Annotated in this window: 18 protein-coding genes; 2 read left to right on the forward strand and 16 right to left on the reverse strand. The window is 37.4% G+C overall.

The window, feature by feature from the left end; translation table 11 throughout:
* Window positions 1-5: 5 nt before the first annotated feature.
* The 13 genes from ACYQ0E_RS08685 to ACYQ0E_RS08745 all read right to left on the reverse strand — a co-directional run bounded on the left by ACYQ0E_RS08685 (window position 6) and on the right by ACYQ0E_RS08745 (window position 17,935).
* Complete coding sequence (locus ACYQ0E_RS08685; protein ID WP_460187838.1) at window positions 6-1,379, reverse strand: 8-oxoguanine deaminase; 1,374 nt, start codon at window positions 1,377-1,379, stop codon at window positions 6-8.
* A gap of 79 nt (window positions 1,380-1,458) precedes the next feature.
* A complete protein-coding gene (rraA, locus tag ACYQ0E_RS08690; protein ID WP_460187839.1) occupies window positions 1,459-1,986 on the reverse strand; it encodes a ribonuclease E activity regulator RraA in 528 nt (175 codons plus the stop codon).
* A 4-nt stretch (window positions 1,987-1,990) separates the two neighbouring features.
* Window positions 1,991-3,232, reverse strand: a complete 1,242-nt coding sequence (locus ACYQ0E_RS08695) for an allantoate amidohydrolase (RefSeq protein WP_460187840.1) — start codon at window positions 3,230-3,232, stop codon at window positions 1,991-1,993.
* A gap of 6 nt (window positions 3,233-3,238) precedes the next feature.
* Window positions 3,239-4,477: a pyridoxal-phosphate-dependent aminotransferase family protein gene (locus tag ACYQ0E_RS08700; protein ID WP_460187841.1), complete on the reverse strand. Its 1,239-nt coding sequence runs from the start codon at window positions 4,475-4,477 to the stop codon at window positions 3,239-3,241.
* A gap of 1 nt (window position 4,478) precedes the next feature.
* Window positions 4,479-5,294 carry a sulfite exporter TauE/SafE family protein gene (locus ACYQ0E_RS08705; protein ID WP_460187842.1) on the reverse strand — a complete coding sequence of 272 codons (816 nt, stop codon included), beginning with the start codon at window positions 5,292-5,294 and terminating at the stop codon, window positions 4,479-4,481.
* Window positions 5,295-5,298: 4 nt separating this feature from the next.
* Window positions 5,299-6,873, reverse strand: a complete 1,575-nt coding sequence (locus tag ACYQ0E_RS08710; protein ID WP_460187843.1) for a gamma-glutamyltransferase family protein — start codon at window positions 6,871-6,873, stop codon at window positions 5,299-5,301.
* Window positions 6,874-8,055, reverse strand: a complete 1,182-nt coding sequence (locus ACYQ0E_RS08715) for an amidase (protein WP_460187844.1) — start codon at window positions 8,053-8,055, stop codon at window positions 6,874-6,876.
* Window positions 8,056-8,427: 372 nt separating this feature from the next.
* Window positions 8,428-10,383 (reverse strand): alpha-amylase family glycosyl hydrolase, encoded by a 1,956-nt coding sequence (locus ACYQ0E_RS08720; RefSeq protein WP_460187845.1) that lies wholly within the window; start codon window positions 10,381-10,383, stop codon window positions 8,428-8,430.
* A gap of 16 nt (window positions 10,384-10,399) precedes the next feature.
* Window positions 10,400-11,317 carry a PfkB family carbohydrate kinase gene (locus ACYQ0E_RS08725; protein WP_460187846.1) on the reverse strand — a complete coding sequence of 306 codons (918 nt, stop codon included), beginning with the start codon at window positions 11,315-11,317 and terminating at the stop codon, window positions 10,400-10,402.
* Between the two features lie 235 nt (window positions 11,318-11,552).
* The gene (locus tag ACYQ0E_RS08730) at window positions 11,553-12,389 is read right to left on the reverse strand and encodes an HAD-IIB family hydrolase (RefSeq protein ID WP_460187847.1); all 837 of its coding nucleotides are present in this window, start codon (window positions 12,387-12,389) and stop codon (window positions 11,553-11,555) included.
* 3 nt (window positions 12,390-12,392) lie between these two features.
* Window positions 12,393-14,570 carry an HAD family hydrolase gene (locus tag ACYQ0E_RS08735; RefSeq protein WP_460187848.1) on the reverse strand — a complete coding sequence of 726 codons (2,178 nt, stop codon included), beginning with the start codon at window positions 14,568-14,570 and terminating at the stop codon, window positions 12,393-12,395.
* Between the two features lie 330 nt (window positions 14,571-14,900).
* Window positions 14,901-16,793, reverse strand: coding sequence for a putative bifunctional diguanylate cyclase/phosphodiesterase (locus tag ACYQ0E_RS08740; protein ID WP_460187849.1), 1,893 nt, complete (start codon window positions 16,791-16,793; stop codon window positions 14,901-14,903).
* Complete coding sequence (locus ACYQ0E_RS08745; RefSeq protein WP_460187850.1) at window positions 16,793-17,935, reverse strand: FIST signal transduction protein; 1,143 nt, start codon at window positions 17,933-17,935, stop codon at window positions 16,793-16,795. Before ACYQ0E_RS08745 ends, ACYQ0E_RS08740 begins: the two co-directional genes overlap by 1 nt.
* 335 nt (window positions 17,936-18,270) lie before the next feature.
* Here ACYQ0E_RS08745 and ACYQ0E_RS08750 point away from each other — a divergent pair, with 335 nt between their 5' ends.
* Both ACYQ0E_RS08750 and pdxH read left to right on the forward strand, forming a co-directional pair.
* Window positions 18,271-18,567, forward strand: a complete 297-nt coding sequence (locus tag ACYQ0E_RS08750) for a CPXCG motif-containing cysteine-rich protein (RefSeq protein ID WP_460187851.1) — start codon at window positions 18,271-18,273, stop codon at window positions 18,565-18,567.
* Window positions 18,560-19,255 carry a pyridoxamine 5'-phosphate oxidase gene (pdxH, locus tag ACYQ0E_RS08755; protein WP_460187852.1) on the forward strand — a complete coding sequence of 232 codons (696 nt, stop codon included), beginning with the start codon at window positions 18,560-18,562 and terminating at the stop codon, window positions 19,253-19,255. Before ACYQ0E_RS08750 ends, pdxH begins: the two co-directional genes overlap by 8 nt.
* Before the next feature lie 257 nt (window positions 19,256-19,512).
* Here the strand turns inward: pdxH and ACYQ0E_RS08760 are convergent, their stop codons facing one another.
* From ACYQ0E_RS08760 to ACYQ0E_RS08770, 3 genes are all read right to left on the reverse strand, one after another.
* The gene (locus ACYQ0E_RS08760) at window positions 19,513-20,166 is read right to left on the reverse strand and encodes a cupin domain-containing protein (RefSeq protein WP_460187853.1); all 654 of its coding nucleotides are present in this window, start codon (window positions 20,164-20,166) and stop codon (window positions 19,513-19,515) included.
* Between the two features lie 129 nt (window positions 20,167-20,295).
* Window positions 20,296-21,414 carry a ferrochelatase gene (gene hemH / locus ACYQ0E_RS08765; RefSeq protein ID WP_460187854.1) on the reverse strand — a complete coding sequence of 373 codons (1,119 nt, stop codon included), beginning with the start codon at window positions 21,412-21,414 and terminating at the stop codon, window positions 20,296-20,298.
* An 89-nt stretch (window positions 21,415-21,503) separates the two neighbouring features.
* Window positions 21,504-22,052 carry a peroxiredoxin gene (locus ACYQ0E_RS08770; RefSeq protein ID WP_460187855.1) on the reverse strand — a complete coding sequence of 183 codons (549 nt, stop codon included), beginning with the start codon at window positions 22,050-22,052 and terminating at the stop codon, window positions 21,504-21,506.
* Window positions 22,053-22,235 lie beyond the last annotated feature (183 nt).

Consider the following 22,235-nt stretch of genomic DNA (forward strand, 5'->3'; position numbering starts at 1 on the left):
AGCATTTATTCATATTGTTGCACTTGTTTTGCTTTTTGTTTGTGCATTGACATCATATCTATCATATCTATATCCATTAATTGACCATTTATAACACGCCATTTACCATTAATCATTAATCTATCTACAGATTGTGCACCGCACATAATCAATGCCGCTAATGGGTCTCCTGCGCCAGAAAATCTAAGTTCATCTAATTTAAACAATGCAATATCCGCTTGTTTACCGACAGCAATTTCCCCAATATCATCACGACCTAAACAAGCTGCTGAGCCTTTAGTTGCCCAACGCAAAACATCTAAATGGGTTACTTCATCTGCTTGGTAACGTAAACGTTGAATTAATAAAGCTTGTCTGACCTCTGAAATCATATTTGAACCATCGTTAGAAGCAGAGCCATCCACACCAATACCAACTGGACAACCGGCTTGTTCAAGCTCAATTGCTCTACAAATGCCCGAGGCTAAAATCATATTTGAGGACGGACAATGACTAATACCAACCCCGTTCAAACCTAATTGTTTTACCTCTTGGTCATTGAAATGAATACCATGCGCTAACCAAACTTTATTATTTAACCACCCCACTTTTTCTAAGTATTCTAAAGGTCGTAAACCGAACATTTTTATACAAAATTTATTTTCGTCTTCGGTTTCAGCTAAATGTGTATGCATCATCACGTCGTATGTTTGTGACAACAGAGCCGTTTCTTTCATTAAAGATTCAGTTACTGAAAAAGGTGAGCAAGGGGCAAGCGCAATTCTTTCCATCGCTCCAGGCTGTTTGTTATGGTAGGTTTTAATTAATCGTTCACAATCATCCAAAATAACTTGTTCTGTTTGTACGGTATTTTGTGGCGGTAATCCGCCTTGATCCTCACCTAAACTCATAGATCCTCGAGTTAAATGCACTCTCATACCTAATTTTCTAGCGGCTTCAATTTGAATATCAATAGCATCATCCAATCCATCCGTAAAAACATAATGGTGGTCTGAAGCCGTGGTACATCCAGATAACATCAGTTCGCTCATTGCTAAGGTAGAGGCAATTTGTAAATGATCACGTTTAAGACCCGACCAAACAGGATAAAGCGTTTTGAGCCAAGGAAACAAACGTTTGTTTAAAGCTGGAGGATAAGCCCTTGTAAGCGTTTGATAAAAGTGATGATGTACATTTACCAGGCCTGGTAAAACCACCGATTCGGAAGCATCGTATATTTCATCATAGTGAAGTTTAGGTTTTGTTCCCATTGCCACAAGTTCAATAATCTTATCATTTTTGATAAGAATACCGCCTTTGGCATCTTGGTCATTTGCGGTAAATATGGCTAAGGGGTTTTTAATCCAAAGAACTTTGGATTGTAATGAGGAGTTTGACATAATTAAATCTCTTTATTGAATACATTGTTATTAAAACATTGTACACAATAAAGAAATTTAAACAAAAGTTAGAGAAACTTTATTTGTGAGTAAACTCATTTTGAAATTCAAAATTAAAATCTGCATTAAAATCTGGCAAAGAGTCTGGCGTTATTAAGATTCCGTCTTCATCAGCATAAGCAAACATACCTGGCTGAATATCTAAGCCATGAAATTTGAGTGCAACACTCTGTTCAGCTTTTGAGTTCATTTTACCTTTCATTGGGCAACTTCCTAATGCCCAAACCGCTAATGGCAGGGTTTTAATAATAGCTATATCACGAATATAGCCATTAACCACAATCCCTTTCCAACCATTTTCGACCGCGATTATAGCCATTTTGTCACCCATGACTGCACCGTAATCTGCTGCGGCATCTACAAATAAAATTCGACCATTACCAGGTGTGCGAAGAACTTCCCAAAACTGGCTATTTTCACGAAATATCTTTAAGGTTTCAATCATGCCCGCAACACGTTGGCAACCGCCATAAGATTTAAATACAGGGTTAGCAACTTGCAAAATATCTCTGTGCTGATCACAAATATCAGGAGTACCTAATTTCATATCATTATGCCCTATGAATACTGTGGTTAACTGAATAACATGCGGCTAACTTTTCTAATGCGATAAAGGTTGTATTCACAGCAATATCGGCATCCTCTTCACTTACATATTCATCTGGATGGTGACTAATTCCACCTTTACACCGAACAAATAACATCGCAATATCTGTAATTTCAGCAAAAGCCATAGCATCATGTCCTGCGCCACTCACTAAGGAACGTACCGGTATTTTTTGTTGCGCTATAGATTCTTCAAATAAACTTCTAAAATCTAAATTGCATTGGCGTGCAGGGGCCCAATGATAATCTTTCCAATAAATTTCTACCCCTCTTTGCATACTAATGCCTTCTGAGGTATGAAAAATCAGGTTCATGATGCGTTCTTTTAATTCATCATTATCACTACGAATATCAACGGTAAATTCTACCAGGCCTGGTATGACATTTACGGCTCCAGGATAGGTTGTCAGATTTCCAACTGTGGCCACTAAGTTATGCTGCTGAGCATTTCTTTCTATCATGAGAATAACTTCAGCCGCGGCCGTTAAAGCATCATGTCGCAAATTCATAGGAACCGTACCTGCGTGCCCCGCTTCACCTTCAATAGTTACTTTAAATCGTCTTGCCCCTGCAATCGCAGTAACAACGCCAACAGGTAGACCCTCTGCTTCAAGTACAGGGCCTTGTTCCATGTGTATTTCCCAATAACCCAAAAGGTTATCCGTTACTCTTGACGCTTGGGCATAGTTTTGACCATTAAAACCATTTTTAGCAAGTGCTTGTTCTAAGGTTTCACCAAGTGTATTGGTTAATTCCAATGTGTCATCTGACCATTGTCCGACAATGGCACGACTGCCAAGCATTGAAGCATCAAAACTAACGCCTTCCTCGTCGCCAATACCGACTATTTCTATATGAAATGGAAGTTTTAGACCTTGTTGTTGAACCTTTTGAACCACTTCTATTCCAATCATGACACCTAAAATACCATCAAACATTCCGGCATTTGGAACAGTATCTAAATGAGAACCTATAATAAAAGTGGGTGCGTTAGGGTCTTCACAAGCCAGTTTTCCCCATAAATTACCCACCGCATCAATTTGCGTTGTCATGCCCGCTTTTTGCATCCAGCTAGCAACTAACTCTAAGCCCTTTTTATAAGAAGGGGCTAAATAAAGCCTAGAAATACCAACCGGACTATCTGTAATTTTGGCTAGTTCTTCACAACGTTTTATAATGTTAGACATCACCAATTACCCTAACAAATTATCTTGATAGTGATTCATTGCCCTATCAATCGCTTCTCCCATTGGTAGTTTATGCCCCATTCTTCTCAATACATTTTCTAAAGCACAAAGCGTATTTAATACGGCATCTTTTCTGGCGTTATAACCCATGGTTCCAATTCGCCATACTTTGCCTTTTAAAGGCCCAAAAGAAGTACCTATTTCAATACCAAAATCAACAAGCATACTTTGTCTAACCGCCTCTCCGTCAACTGAATCGGGGATCATGACACCAATAACATTATTCATTTTGTGTGCTTGATCGCCAAACATTTCAAGGTTCATTCCCTCTAGCCCTGCGCGTATTGCATCGCCATGTAATTTATGGCGCGCAATACATTCATCTTGGCCTTCTAATAAGACAATACGTGCACATTCTCTAGCACCATACAACATGGTTGAGGCTTCTGTATGATGATTAAGACGCTCTTCACCCCAATAATCTAGAATCATCGGAATATCAAAATAGTTTGAACGAATAATTTGCCCTGAACTGTCTTTATGATGGGCGTCACGGATACCGGCTTCTACATGTCTGCGTTTATTGACTTCTGCCACATAACGTTCACTTAATGATATTGGCGCACTACCTGAGGGCCCACCCAAACATTTTTGTAAACCAACTGAAACCGCATCTAATCCCCAAACATCTGCTTCAAAAGGGTTACCAGCAATAGAAGCCGTGGCATCAGAATAAAACAACACATCATAACGTTGGCAAATTTCACCAATATCTTCTAGAGGTTGCAGCATGGTGGTCGAAGTATCTCCCTGAACTAATGCCAGTATTTTAGGCTGAACTTGTTTAATGGCTTCTTCAATTTGTTCAGGCTTAAACACTTCACCCCAAGGCGCTTCTATAACATGCACATCAGCACCGCAACGAATTGCGATCTCTTTTAATAAGTGTCCAAAACGTCCAAATACAGGTACTAACACCTTGTCGCCAGGAGAAATAATTGACACCAATACCGCTTCAATTCCTGCTCGAGAAGTACCATCAATTAAAAGCGTTGCATTGTTTTGCGTTTTAAATATTTGACGATACAACACTTGAGTTTCATTCATGTATTCAGTCATTGATGGATCATACTGCCCAACCAGTTGTGCAGACATGGCGCGCAGTACTCTTGGGTCGGCATTTATTGGTCCAGGTCCCATTAATAAACGTGCTGGTGGATTGATTGGGTCATAGGTAATGGCCATTTTAAACTCCTAAAACTTGAGTAAACATACGAATACTGGTGATTAATAACACCACAGCAAACACTTTTTTAAGGGTTGCTGGGTTTAATTTTTGTGCAAGACTTACGCCCACTGGCGCAAATAAAACGGTTAACGGAATAATAGCTAATAGACTAGGTAAACTAATTGCACCGTAAGTACCTATTGGGCTGTTTTCTGGAGAAACGCCTAAAATTAGCATCATTAAAGCACCCGGCAACGCGATAATTAAGCCAAATACTGCAGCCGTACCTACAGCACGATGTGTGACAAAGTTAAATTTGCTTAATACGGGTACACCCAATGTACCGCCGCCAATACCAATCATGACGGATAAAAAACCAATGACACTGGCAACCGCACGCTGAATACCCTTTTTAGGGAGCTCTAACACCTTAGGCTTAACAGCGAATAACATTCGAATTGCAACAAACCCAGCAATCATCGCAAACAGTAAAATAAACAAGGCACTTTTATATACTGAAATTAACAGGCCGCCTAAAATCACTCCTAATAACAACCAAGGCCACCAGGATTTAATTAAATTCCAATCAACATTACCTTTGGCGTGATGCGAACGAATTGAACTCATTGAGGTGGGTACAATCGTGGCCAATGAGGTTCCTGTTGCTAAGCTCATAGCACCAATACTGTCCATACCCAAGCTTTGAAAAACAAAATAGAGTACCGGTACAATCACAATACCGCCGCCTACTCCCAACAAACCTGCCAATAAACCACCTAAAACACCGGTTGCCATTAATGACAATAAAAGAGGTAAATAATCCACTAAGTTCATCACATTAAACCTCGCAAACCATTGCAACACCATCACTTCTTGGATCTGAACCCGCTTTTACCAGGCCTGGTAAATCTGTCATAATTGCTCCGGCATGTCCCATCATTTCAGCCAAATCATCCACTACTTCTATATCATGCCCTAGGTTTTTTAACTGCGTACCAATACGATTAGCAAGGGATTGTTCTAGCTTTAGATTATTTTGTGAATCGCCCCACGTTCGGCCTAAAAGCCAACGTGGTTCGGCAATCGCTTTTTCCGGCGATAAATTTAGATCTGTGATTCGACTAAACACGGCTGCCTGGGTTTGAGGCTGCCCCTCGCCCCCCATGGTTCCGTATACCATTCGTCTGCCATCTTTAAATAAACACAGCGCTGGGTTTAAAGTGGTAAAAGGTTTTACTCTTGGAGCTAGCTCATTAATATGCCCTTTTTGTAGGCTAAAACCTACGCCTCGATTATTCCAAACTAAACCATATTCTGGAACAACCACACCTGAACCAAACTCCCAATATAAGCTTTGAATATAACTGACCATCACGCCATCTTTATCTACGGCACCCATCCAAATTGTGTCGCCAGGTTGACCTTCATAAGGCCAATCTAACGCTTTATCAGATTCAATCTTTAAACTTAATTTATCTAAAAAATCACTCTCAAGTAAATCCTCTAAATCAATCTTTAATCGTTGCGGATCTGTTACAAATTTATCGCGTAGCATAAAGGCTTGTTTGGTGCATTCCACTAAATGATGCACCCTCTCTAATTCACTCCAACTATCTTGATATACGCGATCATACAAAGCCAAAATAATCAGTGATGCAATTCCTTGGGTGGGCGCACAAAGATTAAACAGAGTACCTTTAGAAATTTCACTCTGTAAAGGCTCAACAAATTGCGCTTTATAGTCATTAAAATCGGCTATTGATAAAGGGCTACCCGCATCCGCTAAAGCTTGTGCAATATTATTGGCTATTTCGCCTTGAAAAAAGTCTTCAAGGCCATTGTTAATTAAGCTTTCAAACAAATTTACCAGGCCTGGTTGTTTTAAAATTTCACCTTTAACTAAAGGCTTTCCATCTTTTAAAAAATTGGCAGAAAACCCTGGAATATCAACTAATTCTTGATATTTATTTTGTGTCGTTATTGCTAAGGTTTCGCTGATTTCAATACCGTTTTTTGCATGGGTAAGCGCATCATTTAAGAGCAAAGACAAATCAACCTTAGAATCTAATTCTTTTTGAGCCCACATTAATGCCTGGTGCCAACCCGATACTGCGCCACCAATTGTAATCGCCGCTTTACCACCTCGTGTAGGAAGAGTCGATTGCTTGGCATAATCTTCACGGTTTACGGCTAAAGCAGAAAAACCTGTCGCATCAATAGCAACTGGCTTTTCACCTGGTTTATGAATCAACCAAAAGCCGTCTCCTCCTAAACCGGTCATATGAGGATAAGCCACAGAAATCGTTGCGGCGGCCGCGACCATTGCTTCAATTGCATTACCACCTTGCTGCAATATTTTCATGCCCGCTTGGGTTGCTAAGTGATGAGATGCAGTAAAGGCAACTTGTGTCATCTATAAATTTCCTAATAGTTGTTTTGATAATTCAATGATTGATAAATCTGAGTTTTGTGCCCCAAGTAATGAAAGCCCCCAAGGAGCAGACTCACTTTCTAAAACAGGCAAGTTCAATTGGGGCCTACCCGATAATCCAGCAAGTGCCGTTAAGCCCATTAATTGAGTTCGGTATTCATCCATAAACGCTCTTGAAGAATTTAATAAAGGCGCAGCACCAGGTGTAGTTGGTAATAACATAACAAATGAACCATTAGGAAGTACCTTATCAAGCTCTGCCACAATCTGTTTTTGGGCTTGTTTAGCTTTTTCTACATCTTGCTTGGTTAAGGTTTTACACCATTCAAAACGTGTTTGTATATCGGGTGCAAATTTGGGTGACGTTGCTTCAATCCATTCACCATGTTCTTTCCAAATTTCTGCACCCTGCAAAACCCGAAAGGTATTACTTGCCTCAGTATAAAAGGCGCTATCAAATGAAATTTGTTCAACACTGATAAAGTAAGACTTACGTTCATCAATCCAACAATCAATATCTGAATGCCAAATGGTGACATCATTAATAATAGGTTTTAATACGATTAATTTATTGGGTGTTGAAAGTGATTTTGCTTTAGGCAATAAGGTTTCAGCCACAAGAGCCAAGGTCTGAACATCTCGAGTTAACCACCCCACCGTGTCAAACGAAGGGGCTAAAGCAACCATATTATCCATTGGAATTACACCATGAGTAGGTCGCAAACCAAATAAGCCGTTATAACTGGCCGGAACACGAATTGAACCACCAGTGTCAGTGCCCAAACCAATATCCGCAACACCAGAAGTTACCGCAACAGCCGAGCCACTTGATGACCCGCCTGGTAATCTCTTTAGGGATTTTAAATTTAAAGGAGTACCGTAGTGAAAGTTTGTACCGTTCAGACTATAAGCCAGTTCATCCGTTAAAGACTTACCAATAATCGTTGCACCGTTTTCTAGCAAAGCTTCAAGCGAAGAGGCCGTTATTTTAGGGGGTTCATGCGTTGCTAACCAATCTGGATTACCAGCCGAGGTTGGTATACCTTTAATGTGAAACAAGTCTTTAACGGCCACGGTCAGTTTAGACAATTTGCCATTACAAGAATCTTTATCAATATGTAAACCTAAGATAATACCTGTGTTTATATCTAAACTATTCAACATAATTACTCTTTAACTCACTTTGTACACAATATTGTACACAATATTAAAAGTAAATCAATTTTGTATTTTGTGATCACTCATTTTTTTGAAGTGAAGAACACTATCTTTTTACCTAGTAAATACGAGACAACTCATAATAAAAACAAGCCCTTAGAATATAGAGTACGAAAGAATGGGAGTCATTAAATCCCATAGAATTTTCATTATAAAAATGAGACTAGAACGTAAAAATATAGAATAAGAAATACAAAAACTGAAAAGTATTTAGTAAATAATCTTATTGAGAAAGCTCGGTAAATTTTACTTTACCGAGACTTTTGAAATGAGAAATAGAGCTTGTTAAATGTCTATTAACGCCCTATTAATAGGGCGTTACATTTCTCTAAGCCAATAGAAACTAAATGCGGGAATAATGAGAGCGTTGTTGTAAATTTCTGGTTTTTGACGACTGTATAGATCAAACAATTGACCTTGGTCGTAACTGCCCCAACTACTCACGTCTTCTATTTCTAGTTTTTGTGGTTGGTTATTAAAGTTGGCAACAACTAAAACTCGGTCACTGGCTTTTTGTGGATTAAAGCGGCTAAAAACAAACAAATTTGGATTAGCAACATCAACCAATTCACGATTATTAAAGTCCGAAAAAACATTGATTTCTTTACGAACTGAAATCATCTTTTTAATTCCGTTAAATATTTCGTATTCAATGGTGCCCGTTACATGACGTTGCTCTGCTTTTTGCCAGTTAATTTTGGGGCGATGTACCCAGCGGTTATCATCCACTTTGTTTGGATCATTTAGATATGAGTCATCATTTAAGGTACCAATTTCATCACCGTAATACAGCAATGGTAGCCCGCCAAAAGATAAAATCATACTGTTTAATAGTAGGATTTGTTTGATGGCAATTTCTTGTGCTTCAATATCGCCTGTTTCAATCGCGTATTGCAGCCCTATCAATGAGGCTAATGAACCAGAAATACGAGAATCACCTGTTTTAAAATTCTCGGCAAAAGGTAAACCACGAGCGTGAGAACCTTCGAAACGACCTGTTAAATAATTAATTAAAAAACGACGATGCGATTGTGGTTCATACCCCGCTTGAATAATGTCATTATCATCAAAACCAAGACCAATATCATCATGACAGCGAATGTAATTTAACCAGGTTGCTCGTTCTAATTTACTGGGTAAACTTTTAATGCCTTGGGTTAATAAATTGGCATTTTTAGTGGCGACGGCATCCCATAATAAAGCCATATATGTTGCGTTATAAGCAATTTCACACTCTTTGGCTATAACCGCATCTTCACCAAAATATTTGGTCACTTCTGAGGGAGCAACAATCGCTTCTGCAATAAATAAAACACCTGGAGCTACCACTTGGCAACAATCTTTAAGCAGTTGTAAAATCAGGTGGGCTTCGTGCTCATTTTGACAAGTGCTGCCTAGTTTTTTCCATAAAAAGGCCACAGCATCTAAACGCAAGATATCCGCACCCTTGTTTGCCCAGTAAAGAATAACATCAAGCATTTCTATAAAAACAGCGGGGTTGTTGTAGTTTAAATCCCACTGATAGTTATTAAATACGGTCATGACCCAACGTTGCATTTTGTCATCCCAGGTAAAATTACCTGGTGCGGTTTCTGGAAACACTTCTAACATGCTTTGTTCAAACATATCTGGCACATTACGAGATTCAAACGTGTAGTAGTAATCTCGATAAACCGGATCACCTTCTCGAGCCTTTTCAGCCCATTCATGCTCATCAGAGGTATGATTTAAAACCACATCTAACGCCAGTAACATATCACGCTCACGCATGTCTTCAGATAGGTTTTTTAAATCTTCAAGAGAACCAACACGATCATCAATTTCTCTAAAATCACTGATTGCATAACCGCCGTCACTCTGCCCTTCCGGGCATTTCATAATCGGCATAATATGCACTAGGTTTACACCCAGCTCTTGCAGGTAACTTAAATGCCCTTGCATATCTTTAATGTCTTTAGCAAAGCCATTGGCATACAGTGCCATACCAACCCATTTTTGATTTAAAAACCAGTTGTAGTCACGTTCGCGTTCTATATCTTGCTGCTTTAATTCATCAGAGCGTTTGATATATTTACGTGCCATGGTTTCAACCAGTTTTTGTGCTTGGAGCTCAAAGTCAGGTCTATCACCGTATAACTTGCCAAATAAACCATGAATGGCATAAAAGTTTGCACCTAAACGGGTATAAAAATGGCGTAAATCTTTTTTATAAATATCTGGTTTTATTTGATTAAGAATATCGTTGAGTAAGGAGTGGGAAATTTCTTCGTACATAGGCTGTTAACTGCTCTTAACTATTTTGAGAATCAGTGGTAAATAATGACTGATAAAAGGTTTTATTATTAGGTGTAGCACCACGAATGCCTATGATTTTACTGGCGAGACCTTGGGCTTTTTCTAGAGTTTGTTTTATTGACCAGTTTTTTATTAAACCATGCATGTACACGGCGGTAAAGGCATCACCTGCACCAACAGCATCAATAAATTGATTTATTTTGTCTGGGGTTTCTTTAAAAAAGCCTTCTTTGGTTAATACCGTAACCCCATCTGCACCTTGAGTAACAATGACCTGCTCATTACCATACTCTTTTTGAAAGGCCTGTATAGCGGTATTAATATCAGCCTGTTTAAAGCCAAGTTCACGCAGTTCATCAATATTAAGTTTGACCCATTTAGCTTGCTTAATCCATTTCACTAAATTTGGCTTATCCCACCAAGGCGCTCTTAAATTCACATCTAAAAAAATATCCCACTCTCCCGAGTCAACCAGCTTTTGAAACTCTGCTTTTGCATGGTCACTTCTTAAGGCTAAAGAGCCGTGATAAAGAATGCCATTACGTTTTGATAAAATGGTTTCAGATTGATTGATAAAGTCGTAAGCGCTATTAATTTTAATATCGTAATTAGGTTCATTATCAGTAAACGTAACTTGTACTTGACCGGTGGGATGAACAGTATCTTGCTGAATATTATTAGTATTAATCCCCCAAGCCTTAGCCTGTTGAATGATTTTTTTACCTAAATCATCTTGACCGACTCTAGATATAAAAACGGGGTTATCGTCCAAGGCTTGCAAGTGCCAACAAATATTAAATGGCGCACCGCCAAGCACTTGTTCTTGCTTTTGTTGTGATGATTGTTGATGGCTAAAGCAATCAAAGAGAACTTCACCAAAAAGTGTAATTTGAGTTTGAGACGATGAATTCATATTAATATTTTAACCAGTAACTTTAGTCAGTAGATTTTAATCATTAGAATTTAACTATTAAATTTTAATAGAGACTTTTGCACGAGTGAGGTGCGCGGAAAAAATGCGATAAAAATTGCCTGATTGCGGCGAATAAAGCAGCTAATAGCAAGTAGCAAGCTATTGGCAAGTTATTCAACAAAAATCAAGTGAATTTTAGCCATTTTTAACTGTGGCTTAACTTGTGCAAAGGTCACTAATCATGATTATGTGATTGAAATTTTGGTAAATAATGCATAACGCCTTGTAATATACCAGAGCTGTAATTACCGTCGTTACCCTGCGTATTTACCGCTTGATAAAACTGATTTTCTGTACCGCGTTGCTTAACCAAATTTAACGCTTGCTCTTTAAGTTCTGGCGTTGCATTTGCCACTAAAACAGATTGCACTGAGCTAATTAATACTTCAAGATCATTGCCACTGTCACCTGCAAAGACCACTTCTTCTGTTTGATAACCGAGATAGCTTTGTAAAAACTCAATCGCATGTAGCTTATTGGCTTTGGGTGGCAAAATATCAAGCAACCCAGTATTGCTGGTTTCATCAATACTCCAAATTAAATTGGTTTTTATATTTAAAGGGGCAATCTGCTCTTTAACCTGTTTTAAACAGCTGACTTCATTTAATTGTTGAAGGTCAATATAAAAGCTTATTTTATGCGAATTTTGTTTTTCAAACTCTTGTAGCGAAATGCCTTTTATCTCAGAGACTAAATGATGAATTTGTGTTGCTTCTATGCCTTGCCAATCTTGATCAATCTCTTTTTCCCACGCACTAATTGGGTGCCATTGACTGTCTTTTTGATGATAAATTCGCGTACCAACATCAGTAATGGCATAGTCCGCTAAAGGCAGTTGATATTCTTTAACGGCTTGGCTCATTAAAGCTAAGTGTCGACCTGTCACGTACGCCAAAGTAACGGTTGGCATACCACAAAATTGTCTAAATAATTCACGAGCGCCACTGGCTTCTTTTTGATGACCATTAGGAATAACTGTACGGTCCATATCTGTACAAAGTAGCAATTTCATACTCTAAGAATCCTGCTTTTCAGCTTTGACTGGATGTTCATCGGGCGGACAACATTTACCAAAAAAATCATAATGATCTATGGCTTCTAAAATGCCTTCTTCATAGCTTTGTTTAGCGTAATAAATCCTATCAAGCTCTTGCAATTGCGAAAGATCTTCATCATGACGGTTAGCCACGACAACGGCGAGGGTATTACCTCGCATCATATTTTCATCCGCCCCTGAACCTCCCGCAACCAATATATGTTCTAGCGGAATTTGCCAACGGTCAGCCACATAACGTAATGCCATTCCTTTAGAAGCTCTCATGGGTAAAATATCTAAATATTTATCAAACGAAAGCTGAACATTAGCGGATTCATCTTCTTGATGAAGTATGCCGTTAATATGATCAAGATCAGTAACATCTTTGTTTAGGTAATAACTAATCTTAAATGGCGTTTGCTCTGATTTAGGTTGTAAATACAAACCTGGATGACTGTCTAAAAGTTCTTTAATATTACGTCTTCCCCAATGAAAATCGATATGTTTGGCCCAATACTTATCTTTATTAAGGTTCGGGGCATAACAAATTTCTGTTCCAGAACTGGTAATCAGTGTATCGGGTTCTGGTAATTTGTAATGTTTAAGCAAACGCAATGCAGAATCTAATCTTCTGTTGGTTGCTACCACAAATAAGGTTGATTTACGGTGCTCTTTTAATAAAGCAATGAGCTTGTTTAAAGCTTGTGGATTACCCACCAAGTTATGATCAAGACTGGTGACTAAGGCTCTGTCTTTATAAAGTGCTGAACGTCGACTGATTGGTGTTCTTGGTAAACGTTCTGAATTTTGCACAATTGGCATAATTAAATGTAAATAACGCTCGGCATGCGCTTTCCAGGCGTAATGTTTTTTAACACCAATTAACCCCTCGTTAATCATTTGATTTTTTTTATCGGGCTGTTTAAGCAATTCAAGCAACGCATGAGTAATCGTTCGTGGTTCAAGAGGATCAATAAGAATTCCGTTTTGGCAGTTCTCAATAATATCGGTTGGCCCACCATCTTCGGTTGCCACAATAGGTAAACCTGACGCTGACGCTTCAATTAAGGTTAAACCAAAGGGTTCGGTTAATGCCGGGTTAACAAAAATACCACCAGAGGCCGCGGCAATTCTATAAATAAAAGCGACATCATTACGATTATGATGTTTAGGCAAAGACACTTTGCCGTATAAATCGTAACGGTCAATCATAGCCCAAATTTCATGAAATACTTGCTGAGCTCCAGACTCTAAATCTTCCACATCATCTCGGTTACCCGCAATAATAAGTAAATTGGCTTTTTCTTGTAATTCAGTTGATTGACCAAAAGATTCAATTAATGCCGCAATATTTTTACGTGGGTCTGGTCGTGATAAAGCAAGAATAATGGGTTTATTTTTATCGGTTAAAGAATAGGTAAGTTGCTGATAAAGCTCGGAGCTTAGTTCATCGCCTCGCGGAGGTTGAAACTGCTGTAAATTGGTGCCCGGAGGTATAACCCGCATTTGCTCAGGTTGATAAAAATCATAAATTTCGTACTGCTCTTCAATCTCTTGGTGTGTACTGGTAATAACTCGTTCTGCCGTTGCCAAAACATGTTCTTCAGCATTAATTCGCCTAGACATGTTGTACTGTTCTTCAATCTCTTTTGATGGAACGCCATTAGCAAAAAGTCTGGCGCGTTTAACACGGCCTAAAGAATGCCCTGTATGAATAAGAGGAATAGAGAGTTGATTAGATAACTGGCTACCAACATAACCCGCATCGGCATAATGGCTGTGAATAATATCTGGATAATGACTTTGATCTCGAAAATATTCCATCATATTATCGGCAAAAGTATCAAGGTAATCCCACAGCTGTTCTTTAAAAATATACTCTTCTGGCCCAGCTTCTATTCTAATAATTGAAAGTTTATCGTTGATTTTTTCAACAGGCTGGGCATATTCAGAACTCACAGCCTCATCTTTAACCAACCGTGTAAAAAGTTCCACCTTATCGACTTCTGGCCGTTCTGATAACGCTTGTGCAAGCTCTAAAACATATAGACTCTGACCACCGGTATCAGAATCTCGACCGAGCTCTAAATTATTTGCGCGAATAAGTCCGTGAACACTAATCAGGGCAATATACACACCCGCTTGTTTTTCAGTCATATTTTTCACTTTTTTGATTATTGGCTTTAGAATCAAGATTGTTAAAAGACGATTAGAATGTTTTTAATTCTCTCTTTTATACCATACCTCAAAAAGAGGGTCTGAGATTTAAGAAATCTCGCATAAATGCGATAGAAATGATTATAAATATAGATTAAATGTAAAAATTACAAATAAGATAAGCAGTTAATACAGACTTATTAACAATAACGTTATAAAAGTAAAAAAATTTACCAGGCCTGGTATGCCAGGTATACCCTGTGGCCAATAAGGTTTTGTGGACATAGAGTAAATCTATATTGGATTTAACAATTGTTTTTTAATGTTTTATTAATTTAGTAAATTGGTTTTAATTTCGTCTATGGTGGCTAAATAAGGTTTTGGTTGGCCTATAAAATACCCTTGGCCATAACTTACCCCTAGCTCCATTAAACGTTTACATGTGGCATCATCTCCCACAAATTCGGCAATGGTTTGCATTCCATAAGCTTGTACCATTTTAGAAACACCTTCTACAAACACTTGGTCTTCTGGGCTATTTATGAGCTCTTTTACATAAGATCCATCAAGCTTAACGTAACTTAATGGCATTTTCTTTAAATAACTAAAAGACGAAAAACCAACACCAAAGTCATCAAGGGCAATTTTTACGCCTAATGCATGAATTTTTTGAAGGTTTCTTTTCACTTGATCAACATTATCAATATAAGCCGTTTCGGTTAACTCGATTATAAGATGTTTACTCGCCACACCGCTTTCTTGTAACGCTTGCTTAATATGGTTGGGAAACTCTGCTGCCTGCAATGATGGGGCGGAAATATTAACGGTAAATTTTAAATTTGGGTATGTTTTTAAGTTTAACGCTAATTGTTGTAAAGCGTGGCCTAATACCCATTCATCAATATTACGAATTAATCCCATTCTTTCTGCCGCAGGAATAAATTCGCCAGGAAAGACCATTTTGCCATTTTCATCAATCATGCGTAATAACACTTCGTAGTGCGACACGGTTTTTGTTTCTAAACATAATATAGGCTGATAATACAGTTGCATTCGGCTACTTTCTATTGCCTGCTTTAAACCGTAAATAAGACGGTTGTCTTCTTTCAAGTCCTTAAGATCGTCATGGACAGGGTCAAATAAATGCCAACGCCCCACACCGCTTTTTTTGGCTTTATACATGGCAATATCGGCTTTTATAATTAACTCTTCTTCTTGCTGACTATGTAGTGGAAAAAGTGCAGCACCAATACTGACAGAGTATTCGAGTCGTGAGCCATCTTGTAAAGTAATGTAGCTATTAAGTGATTTGGCAAGTTTATCTAAAATGTGGTTAATATTGGTTTCATCCACTCTGCAAAAAAACACCGTAAACTCATCACCTGCTAGGCGACTTACAATATCAATAGAACGAGTAATTTGCTTTAGGGTATCTGCAATATGAATAAGAACTTGATCGCCCACCGTATGGCCGTGAAAATCATTGATTTGTTTAAAATGATTTACATCAATAAAGGCTAAGGCACCTGTCGTTTTACGTTGTAAGGCTACCTTAATATTTTTTTGAAAATCTCTACGATTACCAATATGGGTTAAGCTGTCGTTATAAGCCATCCATTGCATAGCATTTTCGGCTTCTTTGCGATGTGTTAAGTCAGAACCAATTGAAAGAATTATAGCTTCTCCAGACTCATTTTCAACTAAGGTATGAGTCCAAGAAATGTAGAGTGTATTGTTATAGTTATCAAAAAGTTCCATCTCATGGTAAATATATTCTGATTGTTCAGAAAATAAAAATTGCACATCTTTATTAAAACTTTCTAAGGTTTTTGAGTCCGGAAAAATATCTTTAAATGAACTTACTTTTTTATTTGTATTCGCTAAAAATTGTTCATTGCTAGTAATGATATTGAGTTCTTTATCTAAGGTTAAAACAAACATGGGAATGCTGTCTATTAACCGTTTTAAAAACACCTTTGAATGATTAGCCGCTCTAATTTGCTTATTAAGGGATTTATTTTTTTCTGTGACCAAGTCATTTGCTGCCGTCAGTTCTGCAGAATTCATTTCTAAGGTATATTCTAAAAACTTTCGCTCATCCGAAAGATCATCATAAGCTTTTGTCACCAAAGTAATTAACGTTTGCACTTCTGACGGTAAAGACTCAATTGCATAATCATTGCCGTAAGCTTTTTTTAATTGCCTTGATAAAAGTTTATGCATTATTCATCTTCATATATAGTGGTTAATGTCATTGTTTGATTGTGTAAAGAACTCTTGTTTGCCTTATCATTCATGGGCGATATTTCACCATGAGAATAAAAACCACAAAGCAATACATTTTTGCCTAAAACATCCTCTATGGCATCGAGTTCTTCTTCAATCATCTCTCCCATAACCACTTTACGCCCTTCGCAACTGACAACCAACCCTAACGCGGGTAAATCGTTACTTTTTCTAATTTGCTGCGCGGCCATGCCTGCACCATCAATAAGACTATCTAAATTAGGTTTCATTAAGCGGGCTTTAAAGCCTGTAGGTACATTCCCAGCAAATGTAATGGATTTATCTTCTTCACTAATGGCAATCATGCTTCTAATCACTTCGGGATCATCATCGTGTTGTTTTATACTTAATGGAAAGCGTAAGCCACTATTTGGTAAATTATGAGCATAATCACCTAAATATTTTTTGTATAAATCAAGTGCTGGCTGACTATCTATTTCATAAACAATATTATCTGTAGATTTTGTAATATGCCTCTCTGCACCAAACTCACTCCACCCAGCATAACAACCATAACCAGTATGTATTGAATCACCATAAAACCCTAAAAGAGCAATCACATTATTTTGAGGTTTATCGTCAGCGACTATCCAAGTTTCCATAAAAAAATCTTCTCCGCCTGCTATGCCACCCGTTACAGGCACTGGACTGACTTTATTTAAAATACTTACCAATTGAGAACTGTTCATATTAAGACCGCTAGCAAGAACAAAAAGATGCTTTAATCCATTACTGTTTAAATCATCCATAGTCTGACTCAGTTGAGCTTTAAATTTATCTTCATCTAGAATAGGTTTTAAGGCAAGTTTGTGTAAACGAACATGAGATGTTGTAAATTGAACGGCTGTTGCGACGATGGGTGCGTGACTAATTTCTACACCAAGCACATTACCAGAAGAAGAACAGCCAAGAATATTTGCATTGGGATAACGTTTTTTAAGCTCTAAATAGTACTTGGGATTTTTAAAGAGGTTTTCATCGCCAAACATAAACACAAGTTGGGCATTAAAATCTTGAAAAGTACTGGTTTGCATCAATTGAAAATGATCTTTCACCAGTTCAAGTGTTTCTATTTTCATTAAATATCCTTAGCATAAAATCAAATTCTAATAAAAGCATTTAACTCACTGTGTCTGCATAAAAACATATTAGAGATTACTTAAATAACCTTAATTTTAATATGAGATTTATTCATAGTATGACAAAGCGTTACTTTTAAACAACTTAAATATCTTTATAAGGTATAAATATTACTATCTCTTCAATTTTGACTAAACCAATAAACCAATAATTTGTTATAAACTTGGTAACGGCAACTAAAAAGTTATAAGCTTAACTTTCAAAGACAATAGCGGTTCAAATGGCTGTTAATAAGGAATTTGCTTAAAAAGTCCAACTTGCAAGGGTGAATAAAATGCGTTCAGATGATTTACAACCGTTAAATGCAACAGAAGATGACGTAGAAAACTTTGACGATTCTGATTTAAAACATTTTGAAGCCGAACACATTGAGCTAGAAAGCATACAAATGCAATGCCCTTATTGCTGGGAACTCTTTGAGTGGGTTATTGATGATTCAGATGAATCAAATGAAATGATTGAAGACTGCCCTGTTTGTTGTCGCCCTATTCATTTTAAAAAACAGGGTGACAGTGGCTTTAATGAGCCAAGCCATTGGGAAGCATTAAGTGAGGAGGATTTTTATGAGTAAAACCTTTAAAGATTTGGCTGATATGCGCCAAAGTTATCAAAAAGGTGGTTTAAATGAAGATGAAGTAGCCAAAAACCCCTATGAACAGTTTGACCTTTGGTTTGAAGAAGCTAAAAAAGCCGATTTAACTGAACCCAATGCCATGACATTAGGCACGATAACCGCTAATTTACAACCAACCAGTCGCACGGTATTGCTTAAATATTTTGATGAAAGTGGTTTTGTTTTTTTTACCAATTTTAAAAGTGAAAAATCTCATCATATTGAAAACAACCCTAATGTGAGTTTACATTTTTTATGGCTTGATTTAGAGCGTCAAGTTCGCATTGAAGGTCAAGCCGTTAAAATATCCACCGCTGAATCACTAAAATATTTTAGTCGTCGCCCAAAAGGTAGCCAAATTGGTGCTTGGGTAAGCCATCAAAGTGAAATCATTTCATCTAAATCATTACTTAAAGCCCAGTATGAAAAGCTTATGGCTAAATTTAAAGATGGTGAAGTACCGTTTCCTGATTTTTGGGGCGGTTATAAAGTAATTCCTAATAAAATTGAATTTTGGCAAGGTGGTGAAAACCGTCTGCATGATAGGATTTTGTATGAATCAATAGACCTATCAACAACAGAACCTACCGCAAACGCCACCGACCAAAAAGACCAGGCCTGGTCTATTAAACGACTGGCTCCTTAATCTTTAAAACACAAAACTTAATCTGTTTAATGGCGACTTGATCCATTTTTTAACTGAAAACAACTTTTACCAGGCCTGTGAAAATGATCAGGTCAAGCCTGATAATGACGATTTACGATTTGTGATTTATGCTTTTACAGATTGACTATTTATTGGTTTTGTCTGAATCGTCTAGTTTGATTTAAAGTGAAATTGATAATTACAAATAACCAAGATTAAATGCCTAATAACAAAAAACATAAACGATTGGCTATTAACTATAAATGCCCTGTTTTTACATAAATAAGCGTTTCTTGTTCTGCATACGGAAAGTGTTTACTTAAATGTGGGCTTCTTAGCCAAGTGCCGGCTGGATAACGACCATGTTCGTCAATTAACTCGCCACTAATCACATAAATTTCTTCGCCCCCAAAATGGGTATGAGCTTGAAACACTTCGCCTTTTGGCCAATAAACCAAGGCCGTACCTTCCGTGGCATAGCTATGCAAACTCATGACTTTTAAATTACCAATACCGGGTTGTCTTGGCTCAAAATTGGTTTGTATTTTGACTGTTTCCAAATCTCCAGCTTCAAAATAATCTAGTTTTACAAACAACACACAGCCCTCTTTAGAAAACGGCTTATGCATTGAGCCTGGTGGGTTTCTAATATAGCTACCGGCAGGATAATCGCCCGTTTCATCCGAGAACACGCCTTCAAGCACAAATAACTCTTCACCCATTGGGTGTTTATGTGGTGCAAAAGAAGCTCCAGGCATAAACTGAACTAAACTGGTAGTACGGCCACTTTCGGCAAACTCTTTTTCTAACGGTTTGCGCAATACCCCTTCAGATGGGCTACCTATCCACGGTTGATTTAGGGTTTCAATAACCACTCTTTGGCTAAAATCAATACGTTTTTGTTCACTCATACTTTTACCCTATTGCTCTTGGTCTTTTTTACCAGGCCTGGTAAATTATCATTTAAAAACAAAGGTTTTTAAATTAAGTTAAAAACATCACTTATAGTTTTGAATTAACAATGTTTTTAATAAAAGAGATTAATCACTATGTTTTAAAATCATTTGTGTTTCAAGGCTTGCTGCATTTTCTTTAACTTTGGCAAGATCTTGCTCATCAATAATTTCATCCCACCCTTGTAGGTTTTGAAGCACTAAATCTGCTAGCGCTTTGGCGTGATCATCTCGGTCGTTTAGACATTTTATGTAACCAAATTTTTCACCACCTGCTTCTTCAAAATATTCACGGTTTTCTTCGCCAATTTCTTCAATTGTTTCTAAACAATCTGCTGAAAAACCAGGGCAAATAACCTGAATATTTTTGACGCCATTTTTTGGCAATGCCATCATAGTTGCATCAGTATAAGGTTGCACCCAAGGTTCTTTACCAAAACGTGATTGAAAAGTAACCTTGTATTGATCTTTGCTTAAACCGAGTTTTTCGGCCAGTAAACGTGAAGTTAAATGACACTGACAAGGGTATGAATCGCCATTATCCCAATAACGTTGCGGAATACCGTGATAAGACATGACCAATAAATCGGGTTTACCATGTTCGGCTTGGTATTCTGTAATGGAATTGGCCAGTGCTTCAATATAACCTGGATGACGAGCATACTGACTAATGGTTCTTATATCAGGTATCCAACGCCAGTCTTTTAACTCTTCATTTACAGCATCAAACGTTGAAGCGGTTGTTGCCCCAGCATATTGTGGATAAAGTGGTAAAACTAAAATCTTTTGACAACCCTTAGCTTGCAAATTTTGTAGCGCTGACCCAATAGAAGGATTGCCATAACGCATACCTAATTCAAATTCAATATCGGTATTTATTTTTGGTTTTACATAGCTGGCAATAGCATCAATTTGTCTTTTAGAGATATTTAATAATGGCGCACCTGGACCTTCAGAATCCCATACTGTTTTATAGGCTTCAGCCGATTTTGCAGGCCTGGTATTTAAAATAATGCCATTTAAAATAAGTTTCCATAACCAACGTGCTGGTGGTGGTTCTACCACGCGTGGATCAGATAAAAACTCTTTAAGATAAGGCTTTAACGCTTCTTTAGTTGGTGCATCAGGTGTACCTAGGTTGGTAATGAGTACACCAATTTTAGCGGCGTCACCATGTTGATAATTTGTATAAGTCTTATAGTGCATAGAGTTTCCGTTTACGCTTTATTTTTTATTAAATATTTTAGTGTTTTACATAAAAAACATCGATTTTATCTTGTTTTTTAATTCTATTTTTAGTCATGGTTTTGTAATTTAGTTAAGTCAGCAATTACATCGCGTACATGTTCACTTGGGTCAACATCACGGTAAATTTTGGCTATTTTTCCTTGTTTATCAATAATAAAACTATTACGCTTTGCAAACTTAATGAGTTTTAAATCTAAAATAGCATCGTACTTTTTAGCCACTTTGCCATCTTCATCAGCCAGTAATGAGAATGGTAAATTATGTTTTTTAGAGAATTCTATATGGCTATCTTTACTGTCAACCGACACACCCAAAATCACAGCTTGCTGAGTAATTAATCTATTTATATTATCTCTAAAACTACACGCTTCTGTTGTACAGCCTGGAGTATCGTCTTTAGGGTAAAAATACAACACCACCCATTTGCCTTTTTGTGCGCTTAATGACACATTATTTCCATGTTGATCAATCAAAGTAAAACCGGGAGCCATATCCCCTACTTTTAAGTCATCGGCTTGGGCTTGTGAATTAAAAACAACAAAAGAAGACAGACTAAACAATAACGTTATCACGACGCTTTTAATACGATTAAACATGACAATATATCCTATGGTTTTTTGCCAATAAGGCAACCTATTTAAAACAACAACAATTAACCTGTATGCAAATACATAGGCTATAAAACAAAAACTTTGCTCAATTTAACAAATTTAACGATTGAACTTAATCTTATTTTTAAATCTCACAGAATTTTATACTATTTTGTATAAGTATTGTAC

The sequence above is a fragment of the Thiomicrorhabdus hydrogeniphila genome, from assembly GCF_054656895.1.